We start from the raw sequence: 26,378 nt of genomic DNA, 5'->3' as shown, positions 1-26,378 counted from the left end.
CCAATCCAATCCCCCGATTTCATGAATTCACAGGCACAGGTCCCCGCTGCCCAGAGTCCGACGCACGGCGAGGCGTCTCACGCGACAGGGCCGGGCCTGACGATTGCTGCGCTGGGCGTGGTGTTCGGCGACATCGGCACTTCGCCGCTCTACGCCTTCAAGGAAACGCTGAACCCCGAGCACGGCGTGGCGTTCACGCCCGATTCGGTGCTGGGCCTGCTTTCGCTCATCTTCTGGGGCCTGATGTTCGTGGTCACGCTCAAATACGTGGTGTTCGTATTGCGCGCCGACCACGACGGCGAGGGCGGCATTCTTGCGCTGCAGGCACTTGCGCGCAACGCGGCCGGAGGCACGCGAACCCGGCCGTGGCTGTGGAATGTCATCGGGGCGCTCGGCCTGGTGGGCGCGGCCATGTTCTATGGCGACAGCCTCATCACGCCAGCCATTTCCGTGCTGTCGGCGGTCGAGGGGCTGGAGGTGCAGGCGCCGATGCTGCAGCGCGCGGTAATCCCGATCACCATTCTCATCCTGCTCGGGCTTTTCGCGGTGCAGCGCAAGGGCACCGGCGCGGTGGGCAAGGTGTTCGGACCGATCATGCTGCTGTGGTTCGGGGTGCTGGCCCTCGCGGGCGGCTGGCAGGTGCTGCAGCATCCGCAGGTGCTGGGGGCGCTCGATCCGCGCCGGGCCATCGGCTTCCTGGTCGAGCACCGGCTGCAGTCGCTGGCGGTGCTGGGCGCGGTTTTTCTCGCGTTTACCGGGGGCGAAGCGCTCTACGCCGACATGGGGCACTTCGGCACACGGGCGATCCGTCTTGCGTGGCTCTTCATCGCGCTGCCGGGGCTGGTGCTGAACTATTTCGGCCAGGGTGCGCTGGTGCTGGCGGACCCCGCAGCGGTCGACAACCCGTTCTTCCGGCTCTTTCCCGCCTGGGGCGTGGTTCCGATGGTGGTGCTGGCGGCCATGGCCACCGTGATTGCCTCGCAGGCCGTGATTTCGGGCGCCTTTTCGCTCACGGCCCACGCCATGCGCATGGGCTACCTGCCGCGCATGCGCGTGGTGCAGACCTCGGGCTCGTCCATCGGCCAGATCTACGTGCCGGTGGTCAACTGGCTGCTGATGACCGGCGTGCTGCTGCTGGTGCTGGGCTTTCGCAGTTCCGGAGCGCTGTCGGCGGCCTACGGCATTGCGGTGTCGATCACGATGGTGACCACCACGCTGTTGGCCGGCATCGTCGCCTGGGGCCTGTGGCGCTGGAACCGAGTGGCGGTGGTGCTCGGCGTGGTGGCTTTTGCAGTGGTCGACCTGACTTTCGTGGCGGCCAACAGCCTCAAGGTGGCTGAAGGCGGCTGGCTCACGCTGGCCGTGGCGGCGGGCGTGATGGTGCTTTTTACGACTTGGGCCAAGGGCCGCCGGCTGGGGCTGGAGGCCGCCGCGGCCGAAAGCCTGCCGCTCAAGCCATTCTTCGAATCGCTTGCGCTCGACATGCCGCACCGCGTGAAAGGTACGGCGGTGTTCCTGAATGCCGACGCCACGGCTGTGCCCCACGCCTTGCTTCACAACCTCAAGCACAACCAGGTGCTGCACGAGCAGGTGGTCGTGCTGCGCGTGCTGGTCTGCGACACGCCACGCATCGATGCGCGCATCCGCATCGAGGCCGAGCACGTGATCGACGGAATCTGGGTGGTCACGGCGCGCCACGGTTTCATGGAACGGCCCGACGTGCCCGAGTTCATGCGGATATTCGCCTATCAAAAAGGACTGGCCATCGATTCGATGAAGACCTCGTACTTCGTCTCGCGCGCCTCCGTCGGGGAAGAGAACCTCCCGGGCCTGAACCCCGTGCGCCGCGCGCTCTTCGGCTGGCTCCAGCGCAATGCGGGCAGGGCGTCCGACTATTTCGAGCTTCCCGACAACCGCCTGGTGGAGATGGGACAGAGAACCTAGCGAATCATTGAAGACCGCGATTGACAGTCCCTGAGGTTTACCCTAAATTACTAACCAGTGGGTCAGTAATGACCAAGGTTCGACCTTTCCAGGGTGTCTCATGACCGCCTCTTCCGGCTTTTCTCCTGCCCGCGGCGCCATTGCATGGCTGCTGCTTCCCGCCTTGTTCCTGGCCGGCTGCTCGCAGTCCAAACCAGCCGAGGAACCCGTGCGTGCGGTCAAGCTGGTGACGGTGGGCACCAGCGACATCGACGCCCAGCCCGAGTTTTCGGCCGAAGTCCGGGCACGCGTCGAATCGCGCCTGGGCTTTCGGGTGGCCGGCAAGATCACCAAGCGCCAGGCCGAACTCGGCCAGCACGTGCAGGCCGGCCAGGTGCTGGCCCAGCTCGACCCGCAGGACTACAGGCTGGCAGCCGAAGCGGCGCGCGCCCAACTTGCCGCGGCGCAGACGAACCGCGATCTCGCGGCGGCCGACCTCAAGCGCTACCGCGAACTGCGTGAGCAAAACTTCATCAGCGGCGCCGAGCTCGAACGCCGCGAATCCACCTGGAAGGCCGCACAGGCGCAGCTCGAACAGGCGCAGGCCCAACTTTCGTCGCAAGGCAACCAGGCTAGCTACACCACGCTGGTGGCCGACGTGGCCGGGATCATTACCGCCATCGAGGCCGAGCCGGGCCAGGTGGTGCAGGCCGGCACGCCGGTCGTCCGCATTGCGCAGGACGGCGCGCGCGACGTGGTGTTTGCGGTGCCCGAAGACCGCGCTGCCCTGATCAAGCCAGGCTCGCCGGTCACGGTGCGCGGCTGGTCGGGCGGCGCAGAACTGCAGGGCGAGGTGCGCGAAGTGGCGGCCAGCGCCGACGCGGTCACGCGCACCTATTCAGTCAAGGTGGCAATCGACGCGGCCACTTCGCCGGCGCTCGGCGCCACCGTATATGCCCGCCCGCAGGCATTGGCGCGGGCAGGCGGCGCGGTCATGAAGCTCCCGACCAGTGCGCTGCGCCAGGAGGGCAAGGGCACCTCGGTGTGGGTGCTGGACAAGGCGACCATGACCGTGCGCTCGCAGCCCGTGCAGGTGGCAACGGCCGACGGCAATGAGGCCGTGATCGGCGGCGGGCTCGCGCCCGGCATGATGGTGGTGGCAGCGGGCGTGCATGTGCTCTCGCCGGGACAAAAGGTCACCATCTACCAGAGCAAGGAGGCCGCCGCGGCGGCCGCCAATGCGACGCAGCCCGCGCAATCCGCCGCGGCCGTTTCGGCCACGAAGAAGGAGATCGCAGCAGGTGCTGCCAAATGAGCGAGGGCGCTGCGACCACCGACAAGCCCGCCGGCTTCAATCTCTCCAAATGGGCGCTGGACCACGCGCCCCTCACGCGCTACCTGATGGTGGTGCTGATGGTGCTGGGAGCCTTTGCCTACTTCCAGCTCGGCCAGGACGAAGACCCGCCGTTCACCTTCCGTGCCATGGTGGTGCGCACCTACTGGCCCGGCGCCACGGCGCAGCAGGTGGCCGAGCAGGTGACCGACAAGCTGGAGCGATCGCTGCAGGAGGCGCCCTATGCCGACAAGATCCGCAGCTATTCGAAACCCGGCGAGTCGCAGATCATTTTCCAGATCAAGGATTCGTCCAAGCCAGGCGACGTGGCCAACGTCTGGTACACGGTGCGCAAGAAGATCGGCGACATCCGCAACACCTTGCCGCCGGGCATCCAGGGCCCGTTCTTCAATGACGATTTCGGCGATGTCTATGGCGTGATCTACGCGCTGGAGAGCGACGGCTTCAGCTACGCCGAGCTCAAGACCCTGGCCGACGAAGTGCGCCAGCAGTTGCTGCGCGTGAAGGACGTTGCCAAGGTCGACCAGTTCGGCGTGCAGGACGAAAAGGTCTACATCGAGATCTCGCAGAAGCGCGTGGCGCAGCTGGGGCTCGACTTCAATGCGGTGCTGGCCCAGCTGGGCTCGCAGAACGCGGTGGAAAGCGCCGGCACGATCCAGTCGCCGCTCGACGTGGTGCAGGTGCGCGTGGCAGGGCAGTTCACCAGCGTGGAGCAGCTGCGCGAGATGCCGATCCGCGGCAGTTCGGGCAACCAGCTGAAGCTCGGCGACATTGCCGACATTCATCGCGGCTACGTCGACCCGCCGGCCGTCAAGGTGCACCACCAAGGCAAGGAAGTCATTGCGCTTGGCGTTTCCATGGCCAAGGGCGGCGACATCATCGCGCTGGGCAAGGCGCTGCGCGCCACCACGGCAACCATCGACCAGCGCCTTCCGGCCGGCGTCAAGCTGGGGCAGGTGCAGGACCAGCCGGTGTCGGTGGCCAGCTCGGTCAATGAATTCGTCGGCGTGCTGATCGAGGCGGTGGCCATCGTGCTGGCCGTGAGCATCATCTCGCTCGGCCTGCACAAGGGCGGGCGCTTCGGCTGGTACATCGACATGCGGCCGGGCCTGGTGGTGGCCATCACCATTCCTCTGGTGCTGGCCGTGACCTTCCTGGCCATGAACTACTTCGGCATCGGGCTGCACAAGATATCGCTGGGCTCGCTGATCATCGCGCTCGGCCTTTTGGTGGACGACGCGATCATCGCGGTCGAGATGATGGTGCGGAAGATGGAGGAGGGCTATGACAAGGTCCGCGCCGCCACCTTTGCCTACGACGTGACGGCCAAGCCCATGCTCACCGGCACGCTCATCACCGCCGCTGGCTTCCTGCCGATCGGGATTGCCAAGTCGGTGACGGGCGAATACACCTTCGCGATCTTCGCGGTAACGGTGATTGCGCTGGTGCTGTCGTGGATCGTTTCCGTGTACTTCGTTCCGTACCTGGGCACGCTGCTGCTCAAGGTGAAGCCGCACGATCCCGACGCGCCGCCGCATGAGCTGTTCGACACGCCGTTCTACAACACCTTCCGACGCACGGTGAACTGGTGCGTGCACCATCGCTGGCTGACCATCGGCGCCACGGTGCTCATCTTTGCACTGGGTATCGTCGGCATGGGCAAGGTGCAGCAGCAGTTCTTCCCGGATTCGAGCCGGCCCGAGATCATGGTGGATATCTGGTTCCCGGAGGGCACTTCGTTCCCCGCGAACGAAGAGGTCGCCAAGCGGGTCGAGCAGCGCATCATGAAGGAAGAGGGTGTGAAGACGGTAAGCACCTGGATCGGCTCCGGCGTGCCGCGCTTCTACCTGCCGCTGGACCAGGTGTTTCCGCAGACCAACGTGTCGCAACTCATCGTCTTGGCCAAGGACCTGAAGGTGCGCGAGAGCTTGCGCATCAAGCTGCCGGCCCTGCTGGCACAGGAATTCCCTGAAGTGCGCGGCCGCGTGAAATTGCTGCCCAACGGGCCGCCGGTGCCATACCCGGTGCAATTCCGCGTCATCGGCACCGAGCCCGCCCAGCTGCGCGCGCATGCCGACGAGGTCAAGGCCGTGCTGCGCGAGAACGCCAACATGCGCGGCGTGAACGACAACTGGAATGAATCGGTCAAGGTGATCCGCCTCGAGGTCGACCAGGCCAAGGCGCGCGCGCTCGGCGTCACCAGCCAGGCGATCGCCCAGGCGTCCAAGACGATGTTCTCCGGCACCACGGTGGGCCAGTACCGCGAGAACGACTTGCTGATCGACATCGTGCTGCGGCAGTCGGCGGACGAGCGCGAGGCCATCTCGGACATCGGCAACGCCTACCTGCCCACCACTTCGGGCCGCTCGATCCCGCTGACGCAGATTGCGCGGCCAGTGTTCAGCTGGGAACCGGGCGTGATGTGGCGCGAGAACCGCGACTACGCCATCACGGTGCAGGGCGACGTGGTCGAGGGCCTGCAGGGCGCCACGGTGACCGAGCAGCTGCTTCCGAGGCTGCGCCAGCTGGAAGCCGGCTGGCACGCGGCCGGCGAGGGCGGCTACCGCATCGAGGTGGCCGGCGCCGTCGAGGAAAGCAGCAAGGGCTCGGCCTCCATCGTGGCGGGCGTGCCGATCATGCTGTTCGCGGTGTTCACGCTGCTGATGCTCCAGCTGCACAGCTTCAGCCGCGCGCTGCTGGTGTTCATCACCGGTCCGATGGGGATTGCCGGCGTGGCGGCTGCGCTGCTGCTGCTGAACCGGCCGTTCGGCTTCGTTGCGCTCCTGGGCGTGATTGCGCTGATGGGCATGATCCAGCGAAATGCGGTGATCCTGATCGACCAGATCGAAAGTGACCGCGAGGCGGGCGTGCCGGCCTGGGACGCCATCGTCGAATCGGCCGTGCGGCGCCTGCGGCCGATCGTGCTCACCGCCGCGGCGGCCGTGCTGGCGATGATCCCGCTGTCGCGCAGCGTGTTCTGGGGGCCGATGGCCGTGGCCATCATGGGCGGCCTGATCGTGGCGACCGTATTGACCCTGCTGGCGCTGCCGGCAATGTATGCCGCGGCGTTCCGCGTCAAGCGGGAGCCAAAAGAGCTTCCGATTAGCGCTTAAAATACGCGGTTGACCGATTTCAGGCGGACGGTCTTTGGGCTTCGGTTTTCCGTGGCACCAGGGCCGTCCGCCTTTGCATTCACCTGAAAAAATTGGCATAGCGCGGGTGGCGAAATTGGTAGACGCACCAGGTTTAGGTCCTGACGTTCGCAAGAACGTGCCGGTTCGAGTCCGGCCCCGCGCACCAGCCACACCCCTCACAAGGAAGACACCATGACCGTGACCGTTGAAACTCTCGAGAAGCTCGAACGCAAGATCACGCTGACCCTGCCGGTCGGCACCATCCAGTCCGAAGTCGATTCGCGCCTCAAGAAGCTCGCGCGCACCGTCAAGATGGACGGCTTCCGTCCGGGCAAGGTGCCGATGAACGTCGTGGCCCAGCGCTATGGCTATTCGGTGCACTACGAAGTCATGAACGACAAGGTCGGTGAAGCCTTCTCGCAAGCTGCCAACGAAGCCAAGCTGCGCGTGGCCGGCCAGCCCCGCATCACCGAGAAGGAAGAGTCGCCCGAAGGCCAGCTCGCCTTCGACGCCGTCTTCGAAGTGTTCCCCGAAGTCAAGATCAACGACCTGTCGGGCGCCGAAGTCGAGAAGCTCTCGGCCGAAGTGGGCGACGACGCGATCGACAAGACGCTCGACATCCTGCGCCGCCAGCGCCGCACCTTCGCCCAGCGCGCGCAAGACGCCGTCGTGCAAGACGACGACCGCGTAACTGTCGATTTCGAAGGCAAGATCGACGGCGAGCCGTTCCAGGGCGGCAAGGCCGAAGACTTCCAGTTCATCGTCGGCGAAGGCCAGATGCTGAAGGAATTCGAAGACGCCGTGCGCGGCATGAAGGCCGGCGACAGCCGCACCTTCCCGCTGTCGTTCCCGGCCGACTACCACGGCAAGGACGTGGCCGGCAAGCAAGCCGACTTCATGGTCACCGTGAAGAAGATCGAGGCTTCGCACCTGCCCGAAGTCAACGAACAGCTCGCCAAGTCGCTTGGCATTCCCGAAGCCACGGTCGAAGGCCTGCGCGCCGACATCAAGAAGAACCTCGAGCGCGAAGTGAAGTTCCGCCTGCTGGCCCGCAACAAGAACGCCGTGATGGACGCCCTGGTGGCCAACGCCGAGCTCGACCTGCCGAACGCCAGCGTGCAGTCTGAAGTGAACCGCATGGTCGAAGGCGCCCGCGCCGAGCTCAAGCAGCGCGGCATCAAGGACGCCGACAAGGCCCCGATTCCCGACGAAGTGTTCCGTCCGCAAGCCGAGCGCCGCGTGCGCCTGGGCCTGGTGGTGGCCGAACTGGTGCGCGCCAACAACCTGCAGGCCAAGCCCGAGCAGATCAAGGCCCACATCGACGAGCTGGCCGCCAGCTACGAAAAGCCGGCGGACGTGGTGCGCTGGTATTTCAGCGACAACAACCGCCTGGCCGAAGTCGAAGCCGTGGTGATCGAGAACAACGTGACCGAATTCGTGCTCGCGAAGGCCAAGGTCAAGGAAAAGTCGGTCACGTTCGACGAACTGATGGCGCAACAGCAGGGCTGAGCGCCACGCCGCCCGCGACGCCAATGGGGCTTGTGCTTTGCGGCACGAGCCCCATTTCACTCAGGCGTACAGTTAAATTCGAACAGCGAACGAACCCCTTCCGGAGAGCAAATCAATGAGCGCACAGGAAATCACAGGCCTCGGCATGATCCCGATGGTTATCGAGCAGTCGGGCCGCGGCGAGCGGTCCTACGACATCTACTCGCGTCTTCTCAAGGAACGCATCATTTTCCTGGTGGGCGAGGTCAACGATCAGACCGCCAACCTCGTGGTGGCGCAGCTGCTGTTCCTGGAGAGCGAGAACCCGGACAAGGACATTTCGTTCTACATCAACTCCCCGGGCGGCAGCGTGAGCGCCGGCATGGCCATTTACGACACCATGCAGTTCATCAAGCCCGACGTGTCGACGATGTGCATCGGTTTTGCGGCCAGCATGGGCGCCTTCCTGCTTGCGGCCGGTGAAAAGGGCAAGCGCTTCTCGCTGCCCAATTCGAAGATCATGATCCACCAGGTACTCGGCGGCGCCCGCGGCCAGGCCACGGACATCGAGATCCATGCCCGCGACATCCTGCGCACCAAGGACCAGATGAACCGCATCCTGGCCGAACGCACCGGCCAGCCGCTCGAAAAAGTCAAGTCGGACACCGAACGCGACTATTTCCTGACCGCCGACGAAGCCAAGGACTACGGCCTGGTCGACCAGGTCATTGCCAAGCGCGGCTGATCGGTAAAACCTGCGCCACCACGGCGCCGGTGGCGCCAAAAAGGCAAAAGCGGCGTTTTCCACAAGGGAAACGCCGTTTTTGTTTCGTTATCATTGTCCCTACCCCTTTACGAGGCACCTGTCCATGGCCGAAAAAAAAGGCTCCTCCAGCGAAAAAACGCTTTATTGCTCGTTCTGCGGCAAGAGCCAGCATGAGGTCAAGAAGCTGATCGCGGGCCCTTCGGTCTTCATCTGCGACGAGTGCATCGACCTTTGCAACGAAATCATCCGCGACGAGCTCCCGGCCGGTGATGAGGCGCGCGAGGCGCGCAGCGACCTGCCCACGCCGCTGGAGATCAAGACCAACCTCGACAACTACGTGATCGGCCAGGAGCCGGCCAAGCGCATGCTGTCGGTGGCGGTCTACAACCACTACAAGCGCCTGCGCCACAAGGAAAAGGCCAAGGGCGACGACGTCGAGCTCAGCAAGAGCAACATCTTGCTGATCGGGCCCACGGGCTCGGGCAAGACGCTGCTCGCGCAAACACTCGCGCGCATGCTCGACGTCCCCTTCGTCATGGCCGATGCCACCACGCTGACCGAAGCTGGCTACGTGGGCGAGGACGTCGAGAACATCATTCAGAAGCTGCTGCAAAGCTGCAACTACGAGGTCGAGCGGGCCCAGCGCGGCATCGTCTACATCGACGAAATCGACAAGATCTCGCGCAAGTCGGACAACCCCTCCATCACCCGCGACGTGTCGGGCGAGGGCGTGCAGCAGGCGCTGCTGAAGCTCATCGAAGGCACCATGGCCAGCGTGCCGCCCCAGGGCGGGCGCAAGCACCCGAACCAGGACTTTTTGCAGATCGACACGACCAACATCCTGTTCATCTGCGGCGGGGCCTTTGCGGGCCTCGAGAAGGTCATCGAAAACCGCACCGAGGCCTCGGGCATCGGCTTCGGCGCCTCGGTCAAGAGCAAGGCGCAGCGCAGCATCACCGAGGTGTTCCGCGAAGTCGAGCCCGAAGACTTGATCAAGTTCGGCCTCATTCCGGAACTCGTGGGCCGCATGCCCGTGGTGGCTTCGCTGGCCGAACTCAGCGAAGACGCGCTGGTGCAGATCCTGACCGAGCCCAAGAACGCCGTTGTCAAGCAGTTCACCAAGCTGCTGCAGATGGAAGGCGTCGACCTGGAGATCCGTCCCGCGGCGCTCAAGGCCATTGCGCGCAAGGCGCTTGCGCGCAAGACTGGCGCACGCGGATTGCGCTCCATCCTCGAGCAATCGCTGATCGACACGATGTTCGAGCTGCCGAATGCCACCAACGTCGACAAGGTTGTGGTCGAAGAATCCACAATCGATGAAAACAAGCCGCCGCTGCTCGTGTACCGCGAGGCGGCCAAGAAGGCCTGAGTGAACGCGGCGCCGGCGCTTTCTACCGAGGCCGCCGGCGCCTTCGACAAAGAACGGGTGCACGGGCTTGAAATGCCCGCAGGCCCATCCATCTTTGCCTGATCAATCAAAGGATATTCATGTCCGGTCATACCCCCCTGCCTGCCGACGCGATCGACCTGCCGCTGCTGCCGCTGCGCGATGTCGTCGTGTTCCCCCACATGGTGATTCCGCTTTTCGTGGGGCGCCCCAAGAGCATCAAGGCACTCGAACTGGCCATGGAGGCCGAGCGCCGCATCATGCTGGTGGCGCAAAAAGCCGCTGCCAAAGACGAGCCCTCGGTCGAGGACATGTTCGAGGTCGGCTGCGTCTCCACCATCCTGCAGATGCTCAAGCTGCCCGACGGCACCGTGAAGGTGCTGGTCGAAGGCCAGCAGCGTGCCCGCGTGAACCGCATCGACGACGGTGAAACCCATTTCACGGCCAACGTGACGCCCGTCGAGGCGCCCGAAGGCGGCGAGAAGGGCACCGAGGTCGAGGCGCTGCGCCGTGCCGTGATGCAGCAGTTCGACCAGTACGTCAAGCTCAACAAGAAGATTCCGCCCGAGATCCTCACCTCGATCTCGAGCATCGACGATCCGGGCCGCCTGGCCGACACCATTGCCGCCCACCTGCCGCTCAAGCTCGACAACAAGCAGGCCGTGCTCGACCTGGCCGACGTCAAGTCGCGTCTTGAGAACCTGTTTGGCCAGCTCGAACGCGAAGTCGACATCCTCAACGTCGACAAGAAGATCCGTGGCCGCGTGAAGCGCCAGATGGAAAAGAACCAGCGCGACTTCTATCTCAACGAGCAGGTCAAGGCGATCCAGAAGGAGCTCGGCGAAGGCGAAGAGGGCGCGGACATCGAGGAGATCGAGAAGAAGATCAAGCTCGCCAAGATGCCCAAGGAAGCGCTCAAGAAGGCCGAGGGCGAGCTCAAGAAACTCAAGCTGATGTCGCCCATGTCGGCCGAAGCCACCGTGGTGCGCAACTACATCGACGTGCTGGTGGCCCTGCCCTGGAGCAAGAAGACCAAGATCAAGCACGATCTGGCCAATGCCGAGGCGGTGCTCAATGCCGACCACTACGGCCTTGAGAAGGTCAAGGACCGCATCCTCGAATATCTTGCGGTGCAGCAACGGGTCGACAAGGTGAAGGCACCCATCCTGTGCCTGGTGGGGCCGCCCGGCGTGGGCAAGACCTCTCTCGGGCAGTCGATCGCCAAGGCGACCGGCCGCAAGTACACCCGCATGGCGCTTGGCGGCATGCGCGACGAAGCCGAGATCCGCGGCCATCGCCGCACCTACATCGGCGCGCTGCCGGGCAAGGTGCTGCAGGGGCTGAGCAAGATCGGCACGCGCAATCCGCTGTTCCTGCTCGACGAGATCGACAAGCTCGGAACCGACTTCCGCGGCGACCCGTCGAGCGCGCTGCTCGAGGTGCTCGACCCGGAGCAGAACCACACCTTCGGCGACCACTACGTCGAGGTCGACTTCGACCTGTCGGACGTGATGTTCGTCGCCACCTCGAACTCGATGAACATTCCGCCGGCGCTGCTCGACCGGATGGAAGTCATTCGCCTCTCGGGCTATACCGAGGACGAGAAGACGCACATTGCGCTCAAGTACCTATTGCCGAAGCAGCTGAAGAACAACGGCGTCAAGGAAGACGAGTTGCTGGTCACCGAAGAAGCGGTGCGCGACATCGTGCGTTACTACACGCGTGAAGCCGGCGTGCGTTCGCTGGAGCGCGAGCTCTCCAAGATCTGCCGCAAGGTGGTGAAGGGTTTGCTGCTCAAGAAAATGACACCGAAGGTCACGGTTGACGGCAGCAATCTCAACGACTTCCTGGGCGTGCGCAAGTACAGCTTCGGCCTGGCCGAGAAGCAGAACCAGGTTGGCCAGGTGGTCGGTCTGGCGTGGACCGAGGTGGGCGGCGACCTGCTCACCATCGAGGCCGTCACGATGCCCGGCAAGGGCGTGATCAGCCGCACGGGTTCGCTCGGCGATGTGATGAAGGAATCGGTCGAGGCCGCGCGCACCGTGGTGCGCAGCCGCTCGCGCCGCCTGGGCATCAAGGACGAGGTGTTCGAGAAGCGCGACATCCACATCCACGTGCCCGACGGTGCAACGCCCAAGGACGGCCCGAGCGCGGGTGCCGCAATGACGACGGCCTTCGTGTCGGCGCTCACCGGCATCCCCGTGCGTGCCGACGTTGCCATGACCGGCGAGATCACGCTGCGAGGCGAGGTCACGGCCATTGGTGGCTTGAAGGAAAAGCTGCTGGCGGCTCTGCGCGGCGGCATCAAGACCGTGCTGATTCCCGAGGAGAACGCGAAGGACCTGCAGGACATTCCCGAGAACGTGAAGAACGGCCTGGAGATCGTGCCCGTGAAGTGGATCGACAAGGTACTGGAGATCGCGCTCGAGAAGATGCCCGAACCGTTGTCGGACGAAGAGGTTGCCGCCTCTGCTGCTGCCGTGGCCGAGCTTGCCAAGCAGCGCGAAGCACGGGCCTCCGAGGGCTCCGTCAAACATTGATCGGCAGAACTTGCCGATCCCCGAAAAAGTGTTCTATAATTCGAGGCTCGAAACGCGGGAATAGCTCAGTTGGTAGAGCGCAACCTTGCCAAGGTTGAGGTCGAGAGTTCGAGACTCTTTTCCCGCTCCAGTTTTTGAAAAAGGGAAGCATTGCTTCCCTTTTTTTCGCGAGTTCGATTTCGTTTTTCAGCAGCGTGGCGCGATAGCAAAGCGGTTATGCAACGGATTGCAAATCCGTCTAGCCCGGTTCGACTCCGGGTCGCGCCTCCACCTCTCCTGATCAATTCGATCCACCCTCCATCAAAAAACAGCCCCGCCAACCTGCGTTGCCGGGGCTCGTTTCGTTTGGGTTATCGTCGATGTTCAACCCGAGGCCCGGATGGTGAAATTGGTAGACACATCGGACTTAAAATCCGCCGCTTCCTTAATCGGGGCATACGGGTTCGACCCCCGTTCCGGGCACCATACTTAGACAAGGGAGCACTCCATGCCTCGTTACAACGCTCCATTTGAAATCCATGTGCACGGCGACGTGCCGCTGCGGTCTGACGTCACCTTCGACCAGATCCAGGAAGCACTCAAGCCGCTGTGGGTCTATTCGGGCGCCAAGTCGCTGGCCGACGGCGCCACGAGCACCTACGAAGAAGAGCCCGGCATCCGTTTTGAGCAGAAGGACCACATGCTCCAGATGTGCTGGACGGTGCCCGGAGACGAAGACTTCCGCCAGGCGCTTGATGAAATGTGCATGGCGCTGAACGAGCTGTCCGAGCGCGGCGCGGCCATCGAGGTCACCTTCTACGACACCGACTTCGACGAGGAAGAGGGCGACCCCGATGAAGAATCGCGCGACGATTTCCTGATGCTGTTCGTCGGCCCGAATCCGGCCGCGATCATGCAGGTGCAGCGCGACCTGCTGGTGGAAGACGTCGTCAACCTGATGGAGCGCCACTTCGATGGCGCCGAGCTCGGCGGTGTCGTCTCCGAAATCGATCGCCTCTTCAGCGACCGCTTCGATGCGCTCGTGAATTCGCTCGAGATCGGCAAGCGCCCGCGCGGCACAGGCGGCAGTGGCAGCGGCGGTGGGCATGGCGGCGGCCGCCGTCCGCGCCACCTGCACTGACACCGTTCAACCGACTTCAGGCGCCGCGACTCACCGCCGCATGGCGCTGTTCCCGTCTTCCGCCCTGAACGCCGGCGTGCGCAAGCGCGAGGTGTTCGCCTGGGCAATGTACGACTTTGCCAATTCGGGCTACACCACGGTCGTCATCACGGCCGTGTTCGCCGCTTACTTCGTGGGCGGTATCGCCAAGGGCGCGCCCTGGGCTGCCTTTGCATGGACCGCGGCACTCAGCGTCTCCTATGCCATCGTGATGCTCTCCATGCCCGCCATCGGGGCCTGGGCCGACCGTCACGCGGCCAAGAAACGCGTGCTGGCCGTTGCGACAGCGGGCTGCGTGCTTGGCACCGCCGCGCTTGCGCTCACGCCAAGCTTTTCGGGCGCCGCAGGCGTCGCGGTGGCCATGGGCTTGGTGATCGTCTCCAACACTTTCTATTCGTACGGCGAATCGCTGACCGGTGCCTTTTTGCCCGAGCTTGCCACGGCCGAAGGCATGGGAAAGGTCAGCGGATGGGGCTGGGCCTTCGGCTACGTCGGCGGCATGCTCGCGCTCGGCTTGTGCCTGGCCTACGTGCTGTCCTCGCAAGCCAAGGGGCTGCCGGCGTCGCACTTCGTGCCGGTCACGATGCTGATCACGGCTGCCATCTACGGCACGGCGGCCTGCGCCACTTTTGCGTTGCTGCCCGAGCGCGCGCGGCCCCGGACGGCTGACAACACGACGAGCGCCTGGCGGCAGTTGCGCGCCACGTTCGGTGAGGCGCGCGCCTACCGCGACTTCATGTGGCTGCTGGTCTGCACCGTGTGCTACCAGGGCGGCGTGGCGGTGGCCATCACGCTGGCGGCCATCTATGCGGAGCAGGTGATCGGCTTCGTGGCAAGCGAGACGATGGTGCTGATCTTCGTGCTCAACATTGCGGCCGCGGTCGGCGCCTTTGCCTTTGGCTACGTACAAGACCGCATCGGCCACAAGATCGCGCTGGCTGGCACGCTGGTGGCCTGGATCGCGGTCTGCGTAATTGCGGCCATGGCCACCACCAAGGGCGCCTTCTGGTGGGCCGCCGCCATCGCAGGGCTCGCCATGGGCTCCAGCCAGTCGGCCGGCCGCGCGATGACCGGCTACCTCGCGCCTCCGCGGCAACTGGCTGAATTCTTTGGGCTCTGGACCTTCGCCACTCGCCTGGCGAGCATCATCGGTCCGCTGATGTTCGGCGCGATCACCTGGGCGGCGGGCGGCAACCAGCGCATCGCCATTCTCTCGACCGCGGCACTGTTCGTGGCGGGGCTGCTGCTGTTGCTGCCCATCGACATGGCCCGCGGCCGCGAAGCCGCTTTGCGCAGCCGGTAGGCAGCCGGTACGACCTGCCGCTCAGGGCATCTGCTGCTGCAGCGACTTGGGCACCCGGTAGCGCTCGCCGTCGTAGCGCAGCGTGACCGTGTTGAATCGCGCGGGCAGGGACTTCTCCGCGCAGCCCTGGTCTTCCTGAAGCTGGGCGTGGCTCTGGACCAGCGTGCGCGCAAGTTGCAGATCGGCGTAGCCATTGCTCGCCGACTTGCCGACCGAAAGCATGGTGCGCAATTTCTCGAGGCGGCCAGTGCAGCCGCTGTCCCATCCGCCACTGTCATGGTCCAGTTCGACCTCAGGCAGCACCTGGCGCAGCTTGCTGCCGTGTTGCACGTAGAGGCGGATGGTTTCGCTTGCGACCGAACTGCCTGGCGCCGTGCCCCTGTAGCGCACGCGCAGCCCGAAGGCGCGTGTATCGGAAGACAGCACGTAGCGCGAGGTGTCGATCCGGATGTCCTGGATCGCGGTCGCGCGGTCTTCGTCGAGGGCCTCGGGTTGGAAGATGCGGCCGATCACCACGTCGCGCTCGGTGTTGCCGTTGTCGGGCCGCTGGATCAGCAGCAGTTCAAGGTCGAAGACCTTGGCGCCCGAGCTGCTGGTTTCGCGCGGCACGGGCAGCACCACGATGCTGCGTCCCGGAAAGGCGGGCCATGGCTTGCAGGCGGCCAGCCGTTCATCGAACGGGCGGTTCGGATGCAGCTTGGCATGCATGCGCTCGGCCAGCCCGCTCTCGCAGGCGGCGTGGCTCAGGCCGGCGGCCGAAAGGCACAGCAAGAGCAAGGCAAGGCGCAAAGAGCAGCGCATTCGAATCGCATTCAGGCGGAGGTTGGCGCGGGCACGCTTGCATCGCTCTGCCGCGGCCGCTGCAACCAGTGCGCGGCTGCGGCTTCGAGCACGGCCAAGTCCCCGCTGCCCTGCAGCTGCAGGCCGCCTTCACCGCCGTCTGCCAGGCGGCCGAGAGAGGCCAGCACGCGCCGGGTCTGCTGCGCGACCGGCGCGCCGGTGTCGATGAAGCGCAGCGCGGGTGGCGCATGGCGCTGCAGTTCGCTTTTCACGAGAGGGTAGTGCGTGCAGCCGAGCACCACGGTGTCGACTTCGCCCGTCGCGTGTCCAAAGGGGCCGGCCTCGGCCATGTAACGGGCACAGAGCGCTTCGATGCCCGCGGTGTCGAAGCCCTCGATAGCTTTCACGAGACCATCGCATGGCACGGCGCGAACATTCGCGGATCCCGCGAAAGAGTCGCGCAGCGCCGCGTACTTGGCGCTGGCGAGTGTTCCGCGCGTGGCCATCACCGAGATGTGGCCGGTGCGGCTCGTCGCCACCGCGGGCTTGAGCGCAGGCTCCAGGCCCACGATGGGCAAGGCCGGATGCTCGGCGCGCAGCAGGTGGATCGCCGCGGTCGTGGCCGTGTTGCAGGCCACCACCAGCGCTTTGATGGCATGCTCTTGAATGAGCTGCTCGGCCACCTTGCGCGAGCGCTCGATCACGTAGTCGTCGCCGCGCTCGCCATAGGGTGCGAAAGCGGTGTCGGCGAAGTAGACGAAGTGTTCGTGCGGCAGTTCGGCGCGCAGCGCGGCAAGCACGCTGAGCCCTCCCACGCCGCTGTCGAAGACCCCTATCAAGCTCAAGCTTCTTCCATCATGATGGTCTTGAACTCGCCGCTGGCAATGCGCTTCTGCCACTCGGCCGGGCCGGTGATGTGCGCGCTGGTGCCGCCCGCATCGACCGCCACCGTCACCGGCATGTCGACCACGTCGAATTCATAGATGGCTTCCATGCCCAGGTCTTCGAAGCCCACCACCTTGGCGGTCTTGATGGCCTTGCTCACCAGGTAGGCGGCGCCGCCCACGGCCATGAGGTAGGCGCTCTTGTGCTTCTTGATGGCCTCGATCGCGACCGGGCCGCGCTCGGCCTTGCCGATCATCGCGATCAGGCCGGTTTCGGCCAGCATCATCTCGGTGAAACCGTCCATGCGCGTGGCGGTGGTCGGGCCGGCCGGGCCCACGGCCTCGTCGCCCACCGGGTCGACCGGGCCGACGTAGTAGATGACGCGGTTGGTGAAGTCCACCGGCAGCTTCTCGCCCTTGGCTAGCATGCCCTGGATGCGCTTGTGCGCGGCGTCGCGGCCGGTGAGCATCTTGCCGTTCAGCAGGATCGTGTCGCCCGGCTTCCAGCTTGCCACTTCGGCAGGCGTGAGCTTGTTCAGGTCGACGCGCTTGCTCTTCTTTTCGTCCGGTGCCCAGTTCACGTCGGGCCACAGGTCGAGCGACGGCGGATCGAGGTACACCGCGCCGCTGCCGTCCATCACGAAGTGCGCATGGCGGGTGGCCGCGCAGTTGGGGATCATTGCCACGGGCTTGCTGGCCGCGTGCGTCGGATACATCTTGATCTTGATGTCCAGCACGGTGGCCAGGCCGCCCAGGCCCTGTGCGCCGATGCCCAATGCATTGACCTTTTCGTACAGCTCGATGCGCAGCGCCTCGACCTTGCTGAGTTCGGCGCCCGAGGCCTTCTTGGCCTGCAGCTCGTGCATGTCGAGGTCGTCCATCAGGCTTTCCTTGGCCATCAGCGCGGCCTTCTCGGCGGTGCCACCGATGCCGATGCCCAGCATGCCCGGCGGGCACCAGCCGGCGCCCATGGTGGGCACGGTCTTCAGAACCCAGTCGACCACGCTGTCGCCGGGGTTCAGCATCACGAGCTTGCTCTTGTTCTCGCTGCCGCCGCCCTTGGCCGCGACCGTCACTTCAACGGTGTTGCCCGGGACGATCTCGGTGAAGATCACCGCGGGCGTGTTGTCCTTGGTGTTCTTGCGGTCGAACTGCGGGTCGGCCACGACCGAGGCGCGCAGCGTGTTGTCGGGGTGGTTGTAGCCACGGCGCACGCCTTCGTTGATGGCGTCGTCCAGGCTGCCGGTGAAGCCGTCCCAGCGCACGTCCATGCCCACCTTGAGGAACACGTTGACGATGCCGGTGTCCTGGCAGATCGGGCGGTGGCCGACGGCGCTCATCTTGCTGTTGGTCAGGATCTGCACAATGGCGTCCTTGGCCGCGGGGCTCTGCTCGCGCTCGTAGGCCTTGGCCAGGTGGGCGATGTAGTCGGCGGGGTGGTAGTAGCTGATGTACTGCAGGGCGGCGCTGACCGATTCGATCAGGTCGGCCTGCTGGATGGTGGTCGTCATGGTGGGGGCTTTTTGGAGTGGGAAACGCCCCTCGATTATCTCAGCCGCCGCCAGAGACCCGCAGTGCTACCTCGCAGCAGCCCGGGCTTCGGCGATCCAGCCGTCGAACAGCGGCTGATGCACCCGGATCCAGCCGTCCGTGTGGCGCTCCACGTCCTGCTGCGTGTTGGCGCCCTGGCTCATGCGCAGGTTCTGGGCGTTGATGTCGCCGATGGGCAGCTTCATCACCTCGAACAGCTTGCCCGCGGCCGGGTTTTTCTCGACGAAGGCCTTGTTGGCGACGATCTGCTCCTGGTTGGCCTGGAAGCCGTAGTTCTTGCCGTTCGGCAACTGCGTGTCGACGTTCTCGCCGCCCTGCGAGGACGAAAAGGGCACCTGCAGCCAGACTACGTCCGCACCCGGCCGCAGCACGGCGCTGACCCAGTAGGGCGTCCACGTGTAGTAGAGGATCGGCTTGTCCTGCTTGAAGCGGGCGATGGTGTCGGCCATCAGCGCGGCGTAGCTGCCTTGCTTGTGGGTCACGGTGTCGCGCAACTGGTAGGCCGTCAGGTGCTTCTCGATGGCGAGCTCGCAGCCCCAGCCGGGCGTGCAGCCGGTGAGGTCCGCCTTGCCGTCGCCATCGGTGTCGAACAACTTGGCGATTGCCGGGTCCTTCAGCTGCGCGACGTTGGTGATGTTGTATTGCTCGGCCGTCTTGCGGTCGATCAGGTAGCCCTGCACGGCGCCGTCCGAGTACACGCCCTTGCGCGAGAGCTTGGCGTCGCCGCCACTGTTCTTGTAGAAGTCGGCGTGCAGCAGGCTCCAGTGGTTGGTCATGAAGGTGGCATCACCATTGGCAATCGCCAGGTGCTCGGTGGCGGGCTCCAGATCCTTCATGGGCTCGACGGTGTAGCCGAGCTTTTCTAGCGCGCGCATCACGAGCAGCGTCTGGAACGCCTCTTCGGCGAGCGAGCTCTTGAGAGGTTGCACGGTGACGCCCTTGCCGGGCAGGTCGTTGGCGGCCTGGGCGGCCAAGCCGAAGGCGACGAAGCCGAGGGCCAGAAGGCGGCGGGCGATGAGAAGACTGGTTTTCTTCATGCGTTGGATTCCTTCGTAGTGGCTCATTGCGCTTGCGTGGACAGGGCAGGAACGGGCTCGTTCGCGTTGCGCGACGGCGTACCAACGAGGCGTTGCAGCAGACGCAGCGCAAGACCGGCCGGCCCGGTGTGCCACCAGCGGCGCCCCGCGCTGCGGCGCGACTTGCCCATCGCCTGCGTGAGCCGGTCGAGCGAAATCGCCAGCAGCACGATGCCCAGGCCGCCCACGGTCGCGAGGCCCATGTCGAGCCGGCCGATGCCGCGCAGCACCATCTGGCCCAGCCCACCGACCGCGATCATCGAGGCGATCACCACCATCGACAGAGACAGCATCAGCGCCTGGTTAATGCCCGCCATGATCGACGGCATGGCCAGCGGCAACTGCACCTTCACGAGCATCTGCCAGGGCGAGGCGCCGTAGGCGCGCGCAGCCTCGATCAGGTCGGGGCGTACCTGGCGCAGGCCCAGGTTGGTCAGGCGCACCAGCGGGGCCAGCGCGAAGATGATCGTCACGATCACGCCCGGCACGTTGCCGATGCCGAAGAGCATCACCACCGGCACGAGGTACACGAAGGCGGGCGTGGTCTGCATTGCGTCGAGCACGGGCCGCATGATCCGCTGGGCGCGGTCGCTGCTGGCCAGAAGCACGCCCAGCGGCAGGCCGATGATCATGCAGAAGACCAGCGAGGTCAGCACCAGAGACAGCGTCACCATCGCCTCGGGCCAGATGCCCAGCATGGCCACGAGCAGCAGCGCCACCGTCGTGCCGATGGCGAGCGCGCGACCGGCGAACTGCCAGGCGAAGAGGCCGATCAACGCGATCATCGCGAGCGTGGGCAGGCCGGTCAGCAGACCTTGCACCCAGTTCAGCGTGCTGTCGATGGGCAGGCGCACGGTCTGGAAGAAGGGCCGGAAATGCTCGACCACCCAGCCCAGGCCCTGGTTGATCCAGGATTCGACGGGGAGGGAGCCGTCCCAGAGGCGGTGCAGCTGGAAGCCGCTGTTCGTGGCGGTGTCGGCCGATCCTGCCAACTGGTGGACAGCGTCGACGGGGGCGTCAAGCCAGGCGCTGGTGGCGGAGGCGTCGGGCGCTGCGGACAGAGCGGCCCACGGGTCGACCGGCGTTGGCGCCTGCGGGGCCACGGCGGAGGCCGCGTCGTTCAGGGGCGTGAATTCGGAGGGCAGTGCGGTGTCGTTCATCAATGGTTCCTTCGAAGTCGGTCAGGCAACGGCCACGACGGCTGCGGCTTGCTGGGGCTGATGCGCGGGGTCGATCGGCGGCGTGTCGCGGTCGAGGAACTTGAGCAGCGTCGTCTTGCTGATCGCACCGCAGAAGCGGCCGTCGCCGGCCACCACCGGCATCGCGCACGGCGCCTGGCCCACTTGGCCGATCAGGCCGGCCACGGGCGCATCGGCCTCGATCACGCCCAGGTCGTTCAGGAACGCATGGCGCAGGCCCAGCGGGCCCGAATGCCCGTCGAGCGTCGCGCGCAGCGTGTCGGCGGACACGGTGCCCAGGTAGCGCTTGTTCGGGCTCGTCACGTAGGCGTAGTCGCGGTCCTGGTCTTCCAGCACTTTGAGCGCCGCGCGCGCACCGCGCTCGGGATGCTCGCAGACCACCGTGAGCGATTTGCGCGCAATGTCCGCCGCCTTGAACACGGCCGCCGCGTCCACGCCGCGCACGAAGCTGCGCACGTAGTCGTCGGCGGGGCTGCGCAAAATCTCGTCGGGCGTGCCGACCTGGATCACCTGGCCGTCCTTCATGATCGCGATGCGGTCGCCGATGCGCATGGCTTCGTCGAGGTCGTGCGAGATAAAGACGATGGTGCGGCGTTGTTCCTGCTGCAGCCGCAGCAGTTCGGACTGCATCTCGGTGCGGATGATCGGATCGAGGGCCGAGAAGGCCTCGTCCATCAGCAGGATCGACGGGTCGGAGGCCAGCGCGCGCGCTAGGCCTACGCGCTGCTGCATGCCACCCGAAAGTTCATCAGGGTAGCTGTCGCCCCAGCCCGCCAGCCCCACCTGCGCGAGCGCCAGGTCGGCCTGCGCGAGGCGCTCTCTCTTGCTCGTGCCCGACAGCTCGAGGCCGAACGCGGTGTTCTCGCGCACCGTCATGTGCGGCATCAGCGCAAAGGACTGGAACACCATGCTGATGTCCTTGCGGCGCAGTGCGCGCAGCTTGGCGTCGGAATGCTCGTTGATGTCGGCGCCATCGATCACGATGCGGCCCGCGGTCGGCTCGATCAGCCGGTTCAACAGGCGCACCAGCGTCGATTTGCCCGACCCCGAGAGACCCATGATCACGAAGATCTCGCCGGCCTGGATTTCGAAGGTGGCATCGAACACGCCGATCGACTGGCCCGTCTGAGCGAAGATTTCCTTCTTCGAAAAACCTTGCCGCACGAGTTCGAGGGCCTGTTCGGGCGAATCGCCGAACACCTTGAAAACATGGTCGATGAGAATTCCTTTGGCCATATGCCGGGGCTCCTTGTTGAAAGGTTGGACACAGCACCGCCCCCCAAAAGTACGGGGCGGCAACGGTCACGCCATCAGCCGATGGGCCGTCCGAACAGAGAGCGCGGGAGAACGCGTGCAATGGCCCGGCGAGCCTTGGAGGCTGCCGACAGGCACTGAAGACGACGTGGCGACGAAACCAGTGCCCGCCGAAAGGTGGCGTGGCAGTGGGGCCGGAAAGATCCGGCCGGTTTGCCGGGCAGGGCCCGGCGGGGAGAACCTTGCACCGCGACGGGATTCGGAGATCCGCGAGTAGTGCAGGGCCGATCAACATGACTTACATGACTTGTTGGTCGTCTGAAGCCAATGATTATAACTTTTTGACATGATGCGAGTCAAGCCAACAGGCGTAACGTGGTGTCGGCGGCAGCCCAATGGCCCCGTCAGATGCGAGCTATTCTTGTTGGCCGATACTCGGGCCCGTGCCCGACCAGGCGGCGCGACCATCCAAGACTGCGGAGCTTTTTCTCATGACGACTTCCCCCAAGACCCGTGCCGAGCGCGATACCTTCGGTCCGATCGACGTGCCGGCCGACAAGCTGTGGGGCGCGCAAACGCAGCGCTCGCTGCAGAACTTCGACATCTCCGGCGAGCAGCAGCCGCGTGAAATCATCAAGGCGCTGGCCCAGGTCAAGCGGGCATCGGCCGTGGTCAACCATGCGCTGGGCCTGCAGGACGAGAAAAAAACCAAGGCCATCGTGGCCGCGGCCGATGAAGTCATCGCCGGCAAGCACCCGGGCGAGTTCCCGCTGGTGGTCTGGCAGACCGGCTCAGGCACGCAGACCAACATGAACGTCAATGAGGTCTTGGCCAACCGCGCGAGCGAAATCCTCGGTGGCGAGCGCGGGGAAGGGCGCCTGGTGCACCCGAACGACGACGTCAACCGCAGCCAGTCGAGCAACGACGTGTTCCCGACCGCCATGCATGTGGCGGCTGTCGAGGCGATCACGCACAAGCTGCTGCCCGCCATCGCCAAGCTGCGCGGCACGCTGGAACAAAAGTCGAAGGACTTCGCCGACATCGTGAAGATCGGCCGCACGCACCTGCAGGACGCGACGCCGCTCACGCTGGGCCAGGAGTTCTCGGGCTATGTGGCGCAGCTGGCGCACGGCGAAGCGCATGTGCGCGCCGCGCTGCCGCACCTGAGCGAGCTGGCGCTGGGCGGCACGGCCGTCGGCACCGGGCTCAATGCGCCCAAGGGCTATGCCGAGCAGGTGGCCGCCGAACTGGCCAAGCTCACGGGTCTGCCGTTCGTCACTGCGCCCAACAAGTTCGAAGCCATGGCCAGCGTCGATGCGCTGGTGCACGCCCACGGCGCGCTCAAGACGCTCGCCGCCAGCATGAACAAGATCGCCAACGACGTGCGCTGGCTCGCGAGCGGCCCGCGAAGCGGCATCGGCGAACTGAGCATTCCCGAGAACGAACCCGGCTCGTCGATCATGCCGGGCAAGGTCAATCCGACCCAGAGCGAGGCCGTCACGATGCTGGCCGCGCAGGTGTTCGGCAACGACGTGGCCATCAACATCGGCGGCGCCTCGGGCAATTTCGAACTGAACGTGTTCCGCCCGATGGTGGCGCACAACTTCCTGCAGAGCGTGCGCCTGCTGGCCGATGGCATGGTGAGCTTCAACGACCACTGCGCCGTGGGCATCGAGCCGAACCGCGAGCGCATCACGGAGCTGGTCCAGCGCTCGTTGATGCTGGTGACGGCGCTCAACACGCACATCGGGTACGACAAGTCGGCCTACATCGCGAAGAAGGCGCACAAGGAGGGGACGAGCCTACGTGAGGCTGCCATTGCTTCAGGCCACCTTACGGCCGAACAGTTCGACCAGTGGGTCGTTCCTGAAAACATGACGGGCCGATAAGTCTGAATCGCCCAATAAAAAAGGACCCGCGCGGGTCCTTTTTTTATTTGTTTGCCGGCCGATCAGTAGCCGACCGTGTAGCGCTGGCGCGAATGTGCCTGCTTCTCAAGTTCGTCGATGAACGCGATCGCGAAGTCCTCGAAGCTGATCCAGCTGCGGCCTTCGGCACTCACCAGCAGATCGTCCTTGCCCAGGCGGAACTTGCCCGTGCGCTCGCCTTCGACGAATTCGGCGGAAGGCGAGAGAAAGGTCCAGTCGAGTTCCTTTTCATTGCGAAGTACCTCGAGGAAAGCGGCGCCTGCGGAGGCTTCGGCCTTGTACGCCTCGGGGAAGTTCGGCGTGTCGACCACCTTCAGGCCCGGCGCCGCGAACAGGCTGCCGGCGCCGCCGACCACCAGCAGGCGCTTCACGCCAGCACGCTTGGTCGGCTCGATGATGGCGGCGGGCGGCACGCTGGAGAAGTGCGCGGCGCTGAAGACCGCGTCATGGCCGGCCAGAGCCTTTTCGAGTGCGGCGGCGTCGAGTACGTCGAGATCGATGGCCTTCACGTCTGCGCGGCCCGACAGCTTTTCGCTGGCCTTGCGCGCAATGGCGGTCACGGTGTGGCCGCGGCGCAGGGCCTCTTCGAGAAGGCGGCCGCCGGCGCGTCCGGTGGCGCCGATGATGGCGATGTGGCTCATGAATGCTCCTGAAATGTTGATGCGATGAAGCGCATCTTAGGTTTCTGCTTTCGAAAGAAATACCTCGAATTTCGCGTTTGTTTATTCCTAAAATCGTTCGAATGGATCGATTGAATGCAATGCGGGTGTTCGTCACGGTGGTCGACTCGGGCAGCCTTACGGCCGCGGCCGACAAGCTCGATCTTTCCCGGCCGGTGGTCACGCGCTACGTGGCCGAACTCGAGCAATGGACCGGCGCGCGCCTGCTGCATCGCACGACACGCCGACTGAGCCTCACCGCGGCAGGCGAGGAACTGCTGCCGCGCTGCCGCCAGGTGCTCGAACTCGCGGGCGACATGCAGGCCGCCGTGCGGCATCCCGCGGAAGCGCCTCAAGGCCAGTTGCGCATCACGGCCAGCACCTCTTTCGCGCAGGCGCAGCTGGCTGGCGCGGTGGCCGATTACGTGCGGCTGTATCCCGGGGTGGCGGTCGACCTGGTGCTGCTGGACCGCGCGGTGAACCTGGTGGACGAGCGCATCGATCTCGCCATTCGAGTGGCAGTGGAGATCGATCCCAACCTGATCGCGCGGCGGCTCACAGACTGCCGTTCGGTGGTTTGCGCGTCACCCGGCTACCTGAAGGAACATGGCAAGCCTTCGCGCGTGGAGGAGCTGGCCCAGCGGAACTGCCTCACGCACTCGTACTTCGGGCGCAGCCTCTGGAATTTCACGCGCAAGGACAACGGGGAGCCGGCCTCCGTAGCCGTGGGCGGCAACCTGTCGACCAACGATGCCGCGAGCCTGATGCAGCTGGCGCGTGCCGGAGCGGGCATTGCGATGCTGCCTACCTACCTGACGGCCGGCCTCGTGAAGGCCGGCGAACTGGTGCCGCTCTTCCCTGATTGCGAACCGCAGGTGGTGGGCATGTATGCGGTGTATGCCTCGCGCAAGCACATGCCGGCCGCGCTGCGCACGATGCTCGACTTTCTGGCCGAGCGATTCACCGACGTGCCTGCGTGGGATCTGCCGCACGCAGGCTAGAAATGGGCAGGGCTCAGTGCGGGCCGCCGCCTTGTGGCGCGTTCGACGTCATGAGCTTGTCGGTGTAGGCAATGGCCATGGCCGAGAACAGGAACGCGATGTGGATCACGGTCTGCGCAATCAGCACGCGGTCGGTGTAGTTGTCCGCGTTGATGAAGGTCTTCAGCAGATGGATCGAGCTGATGCCGATGATGGCCGTGGCCAGCTTCACCTTGAGCACCGACGCGTTCACATGGCTCAGCCATTCGGGCTGGTCGCGATGGCCTTCGAGGTCCATGCGGCTCACGAAGGTTTCGTAGCCGCCCACGATCACCATGATGAGCAGGTTGGAGATCATCACCACGTCGATCAGCGCCAGCACCACCAGCATGATCACCGTTTCATTGAGCGTGCCTACCGGCGCGGTGGTCTTGTAGCCGATGCTGGTGATCAGGGCCTGCAACGCATCCTTGCTGCCGAAGGCCGCCTCGACCAAATGTAGCAGCTCGACCAGAAAGTGCACCACGTACACCGCCTGCGCCACGATCAGGCCCAGGTACAGCGGCAGCTGCAGCCAGCGGCTCGCGAAGATCAGCTTGGGAAGTGGCCGCAGCGGCGAGGCGGCGGCGGGCGTGTGGGGGCGGTCGAAAGGATCGGGAGCGGACATTGGACGGGAGGTTGGGAACGACCGGCGATTCTAGAGGTGCCCCCGTGACCGACTCGTGATAACCCTGCGAACTAACATCGGACCTGGACGGACCCGTCAGTGACCCGTAAGTGGGCCCGCCGACATTACGGCCGCACCTACCCAGGAGACAAGAAATGAGCAGCAGCGCATCCAAGAACATCGAATCCGTCCTCGTCGAGAACCGCGTGTTCCCGCCCGACGCCCGCGCCACCCAGGGCGCCCGCATCTCGGGCATGCCCGCCTACGAGGCCCTGTGCCAGGAGGCCGAGCAGGACTTCGAGGGCTTCTGGTCCCGCCTGGCCAAGGACAACCTCGCGTGGACCAA

20 protein-coding genes and 4 tRNA genes are annotated in these 26,378 nt (G+C 65.1%); 16 read left to right on the top strand and 8 right to left on the bottom strand.

Annotation, left to right across the window (positions count from 1 at the left end; translation table 11 throughout):
• Nucleotides 1-21: 21 nt before the first annotated feature.
• From J2X92_RS28840 to J2X92_RS28780, 13 genes are all read left to right on the top strand, one after another.
• Complete coding sequence (locus J2X92_RS28840; protein WP_307581194.1) at nt 22-1,944, top strand: potassium transporter Kup; 1,923 nt, start codon at nt 22-24, stop codon at nt 1,942-1,944.
• A gap of 100 nt (nt 1,945-2,044) precedes the next feature.
• On the top strand, nt 2,045-3,238 hold the full coding sequence (locus J2X92_RS28835) for an efflux RND transporter periplasmic adaptor subunit (RefSeq protein ID WP_055806223.1): 1,194 nt from the start codon (nt 2,045-2,047) through the stop codon (nt 3,236-3,238).
• Nucleotides 3,235-6,390: an efflux RND transporter permease subunit gene (locus J2X92_RS28830; RefSeq protein WP_307581192.1), complete on the top strand. Its 3,156-nt coding sequence runs from the start codon at nt 3,235-3,237 to the stop codon at nt 6,388-6,390. The genes J2X92_RS28835 and J2X92_RS28830 overlap by 4 nt, the downstream gene beginning before the upstream one ends.
• Nucleotides 6,391-6,490: 100 nt before the next feature.
• Nucleotides 6,491-6,577: transfer RNA gene (locus J2X92_RS28825), tRNA-Leu, on the top strand.
• 26 nt (nt 6,578-6,603) lie between these two features.
• Complete coding sequence (tig, locus tag J2X92_RS28820; RefSeq protein ID WP_307581191.1) at nt 6,604-7,920, top strand: trigger factor; 1,317 nt, start codon at nt 6,604-6,606, stop codon at nt 7,918-7,920.
• Nucleotides 7,921-8,035: 115 nt separating this feature from the next.
• Nucleotides 8,036-8,644, top strand: a complete 609-nt coding sequence (gene clpP / locus J2X92_RS28815; protein WP_055806230.1) for an ATP-dependent Clp endopeptidase proteolytic subunit ClpP — start codon at nt 8,036-8,038, stop codon at nt 8,642-8,644.
• A 124-nt stretch (nt 8,645-8,768) separates the two neighbouring features.
• Nucleotides 8,769-10,034 (top strand): ATP-dependent Clp protease ATP-binding subunit ClpX, encoded by a 1,266-nt coding sequence (gene clpX, locus J2X92_RS28810; protein ID WP_307581188.1) that lies wholly within the window; start codon nt 8,769-8,771, stop codon nt 10,032-10,034.
• A gap of 119 nt (nt 10,035-10,153) precedes the next feature.
• Nucleotides 10,154-12,592: an endopeptidase La gene (gene lon, locus J2X92_RS28805; RefSeq protein WP_307581186.1), complete on the top strand. Its 2,439-nt coding sequence runs from the start codon at nt 10,154-10,156 to the stop codon at nt 12,590-12,592.
• A 54-nt stretch (nt 12,593-12,646) separates the two neighbouring features.
• A tRNA-Gly gene (locus J2X92_RS28800) sits at nt 12,647-12,722 on the top strand.
• Nucleotides 12,723-12,788: 66 nt separating this feature from the next.
• Nucleotides 12,789-12,862 (top strand) — tRNA-Cys (locus tag J2X92_RS28795).
• 103 nt (nt 12,863-12,965) lie between these two features.
• Nucleotides 12,966-13,057 (top strand) — tRNA-Leu (locus tag J2X92_RS28790).
• Nucleotides 13,058-13,079: 22 nt separating this feature from the next.
• Nucleotides 13,080-13,712, top strand: a complete 633-nt coding sequence (locus tag J2X92_RS28785) for a DUF6806 family protein (protein WP_307581184.1) — start codon at nt 13,080-13,082, stop codon at nt 13,710-13,712.
• Between the two features lie 40 nt (nt 13,713-13,752).
• Nucleotides 13,753-15,054, top strand: a complete 1,302-nt coding sequence (locus J2X92_RS28780; protein ID WP_307581182.1) for an MFS transporter — start codon at nt 13,753-13,755, stop codon at nt 15,052-15,054.
• 21 nt (nt 15,055-15,075) lie between these two features.
• On the opposite strand, the gene J2X92_RS28775 is transcribed toward J2X92_RS28780, so the two are convergent.
• The 6 genes from J2X92_RS28775 to proV form a co-directional block, all read right to left on the bottom strand.
• Nucleotides 15,076-15,855, bottom strand: coding sequence for a hypothetical protein (locus J2X92_RS28775; protein WP_307581180.1), 780 nt, complete (start codon nt 15,853-15,855; stop codon nt 15,076-15,078).
• A gap of 11 nt (nt 15,856-15,866) precedes the next feature.
• Entirely contained in the window at nt 15,867-16,679 is an 813-nt protein-coding gene (murI, locus tag J2X92_RS28770; protein WP_307581178.1) for a glutamate racemase, read from the bottom strand.
• A complete protein-coding gene (locus tag J2X92_RS28765; protein ID WP_307581176.1) occupies nt 16,676-18,229 on the bottom strand; it encodes a fumarate hydratase in 1,554 nt (517 codons plus the stop codon). The genes murI and J2X92_RS28765 overlap by 4 nt, the downstream gene beginning before the upstream one ends.
• A gap of 66 nt (nt 18,230-18,295) precedes the next feature.
• The gene (proX, locus tag J2X92_RS28760) at nt 18,296-19,306 is read right to left on the bottom strand and encodes a glycine betaine/L-proline ABC transporter substrate-binding protein ProX (protein ID WP_307581174.1); all 1,011 of its coding nucleotides are present in this window, start codon (nt 19,304-19,306) and stop codon (nt 18,296-18,298) included.
• 23 nt (nt 19,307-19,329) lie between these two features.
• Complete coding sequence (gene proW, locus J2X92_RS28755) at nt 19,330-20,505, bottom strand: glycine betaine/L-proline ABC transporter permease ProW (RefSeq protein WP_307581173.1); 1,176 nt, start codon at nt 20,503-20,505, stop codon at nt 19,330-19,332.
• A gap of 21 nt (nt 20,506-20,526) precedes the next feature.
• The gene (gene proV / locus J2X92_RS28750; protein WP_307581171.1) at nt 20,527-21,780 is read right to left on the bottom strand and encodes a glycine betaine/L-proline ABC transporter ATP-binding protein ProV; all 1,254 of its coding nucleotides are present in this window, start codon (nt 21,778-21,780) and stop codon (nt 20,527-20,529) included.
• A 509-nt stretch (nt 21,781-22,289) separates the two neighbouring features.
• Between proV and fumC the strand changes: the two genes are divergently transcribed.
• On the top strand, nt 22,290-23,687 hold the full coding sequence (gene fumC / locus J2X92_RS28745; RefSeq protein ID WP_093056465.1) for a class II fumarate hydratase: 1,398 nt from the start codon (nt 22,290-22,292) through the stop codon (nt 23,685-23,687).
• A gap of 62 nt (nt 23,688-23,749) precedes the next feature.
• Here the strand turns inward: fumC and J2X92_RS28740 are convergent, their stop codons facing one another.
• Nucleotides 23,750-24,367 carry an NAD(P)-dependent oxidoreductase gene (locus J2X92_RS28740; protein ID WP_307581169.1) on the bottom strand — a complete coding sequence of 206 codons (618 nt, stop codon included), beginning with the start codon at nt 24,365-24,367 and terminating at the stop codon, nt 23,750-23,752.
• 101 nt (nt 24,368-24,468) lie between these two features.
• On the opposite strand from J2X92_RS28740, the gene J2X92_RS28735 reads away from it, so the two are divergent.
• Nucleotides 24,469-25,386: a LysR family transcriptional regulator gene (locus tag J2X92_RS28735; RefSeq protein ID WP_307581167.1), complete on the top strand. Its 918-nt coding sequence runs from the start codon at nt 24,469-24,471 to the stop codon at nt 25,384-25,386.
• Nucleotides 25,387-25,399: 13 nt separating this feature from the next.
• On the opposite strand, the gene J2X92_RS28730 is transcribed toward J2X92_RS28735, so the two are convergent.
• Nucleotides 25,400-26,032, bottom strand: a complete 633-nt coding sequence (locus tag J2X92_RS28730) for a YqhA family protein (protein ID WP_307581164.1) — start codon at nt 26,030-26,032, stop codon at nt 25,400-25,402.
• Between the two features lie 155 nt (nt 26,033-26,187).
• On the opposite strand from J2X92_RS28730, the gene J2X92_RS28725 reads away from it, so the two are divergent.
• Nucleotides 26,188-26,378, top strand: a 191-nt coding sequence (locus J2X92_RS28725; RefSeq protein WP_307581163.1) for a hypothetical protein, incomplete at its 3' end; no start/stop codon positions are given.

Source organism: Variovorax paradoxus (genome assembly GCF_030811855.1).
Taxonomy (GTDB): Bacteria; Pseudomonadota; Gammaproteobacteria; order Burkholderiales; family Burkholderiaceae_C; genus Variovorax; species Variovorax paradoxus_L.
The sequence above is the reverse complement of the archived record's forward strand: the minus strand, read 5'-3'. Positions and strand labels throughout refer to the sequence as shown.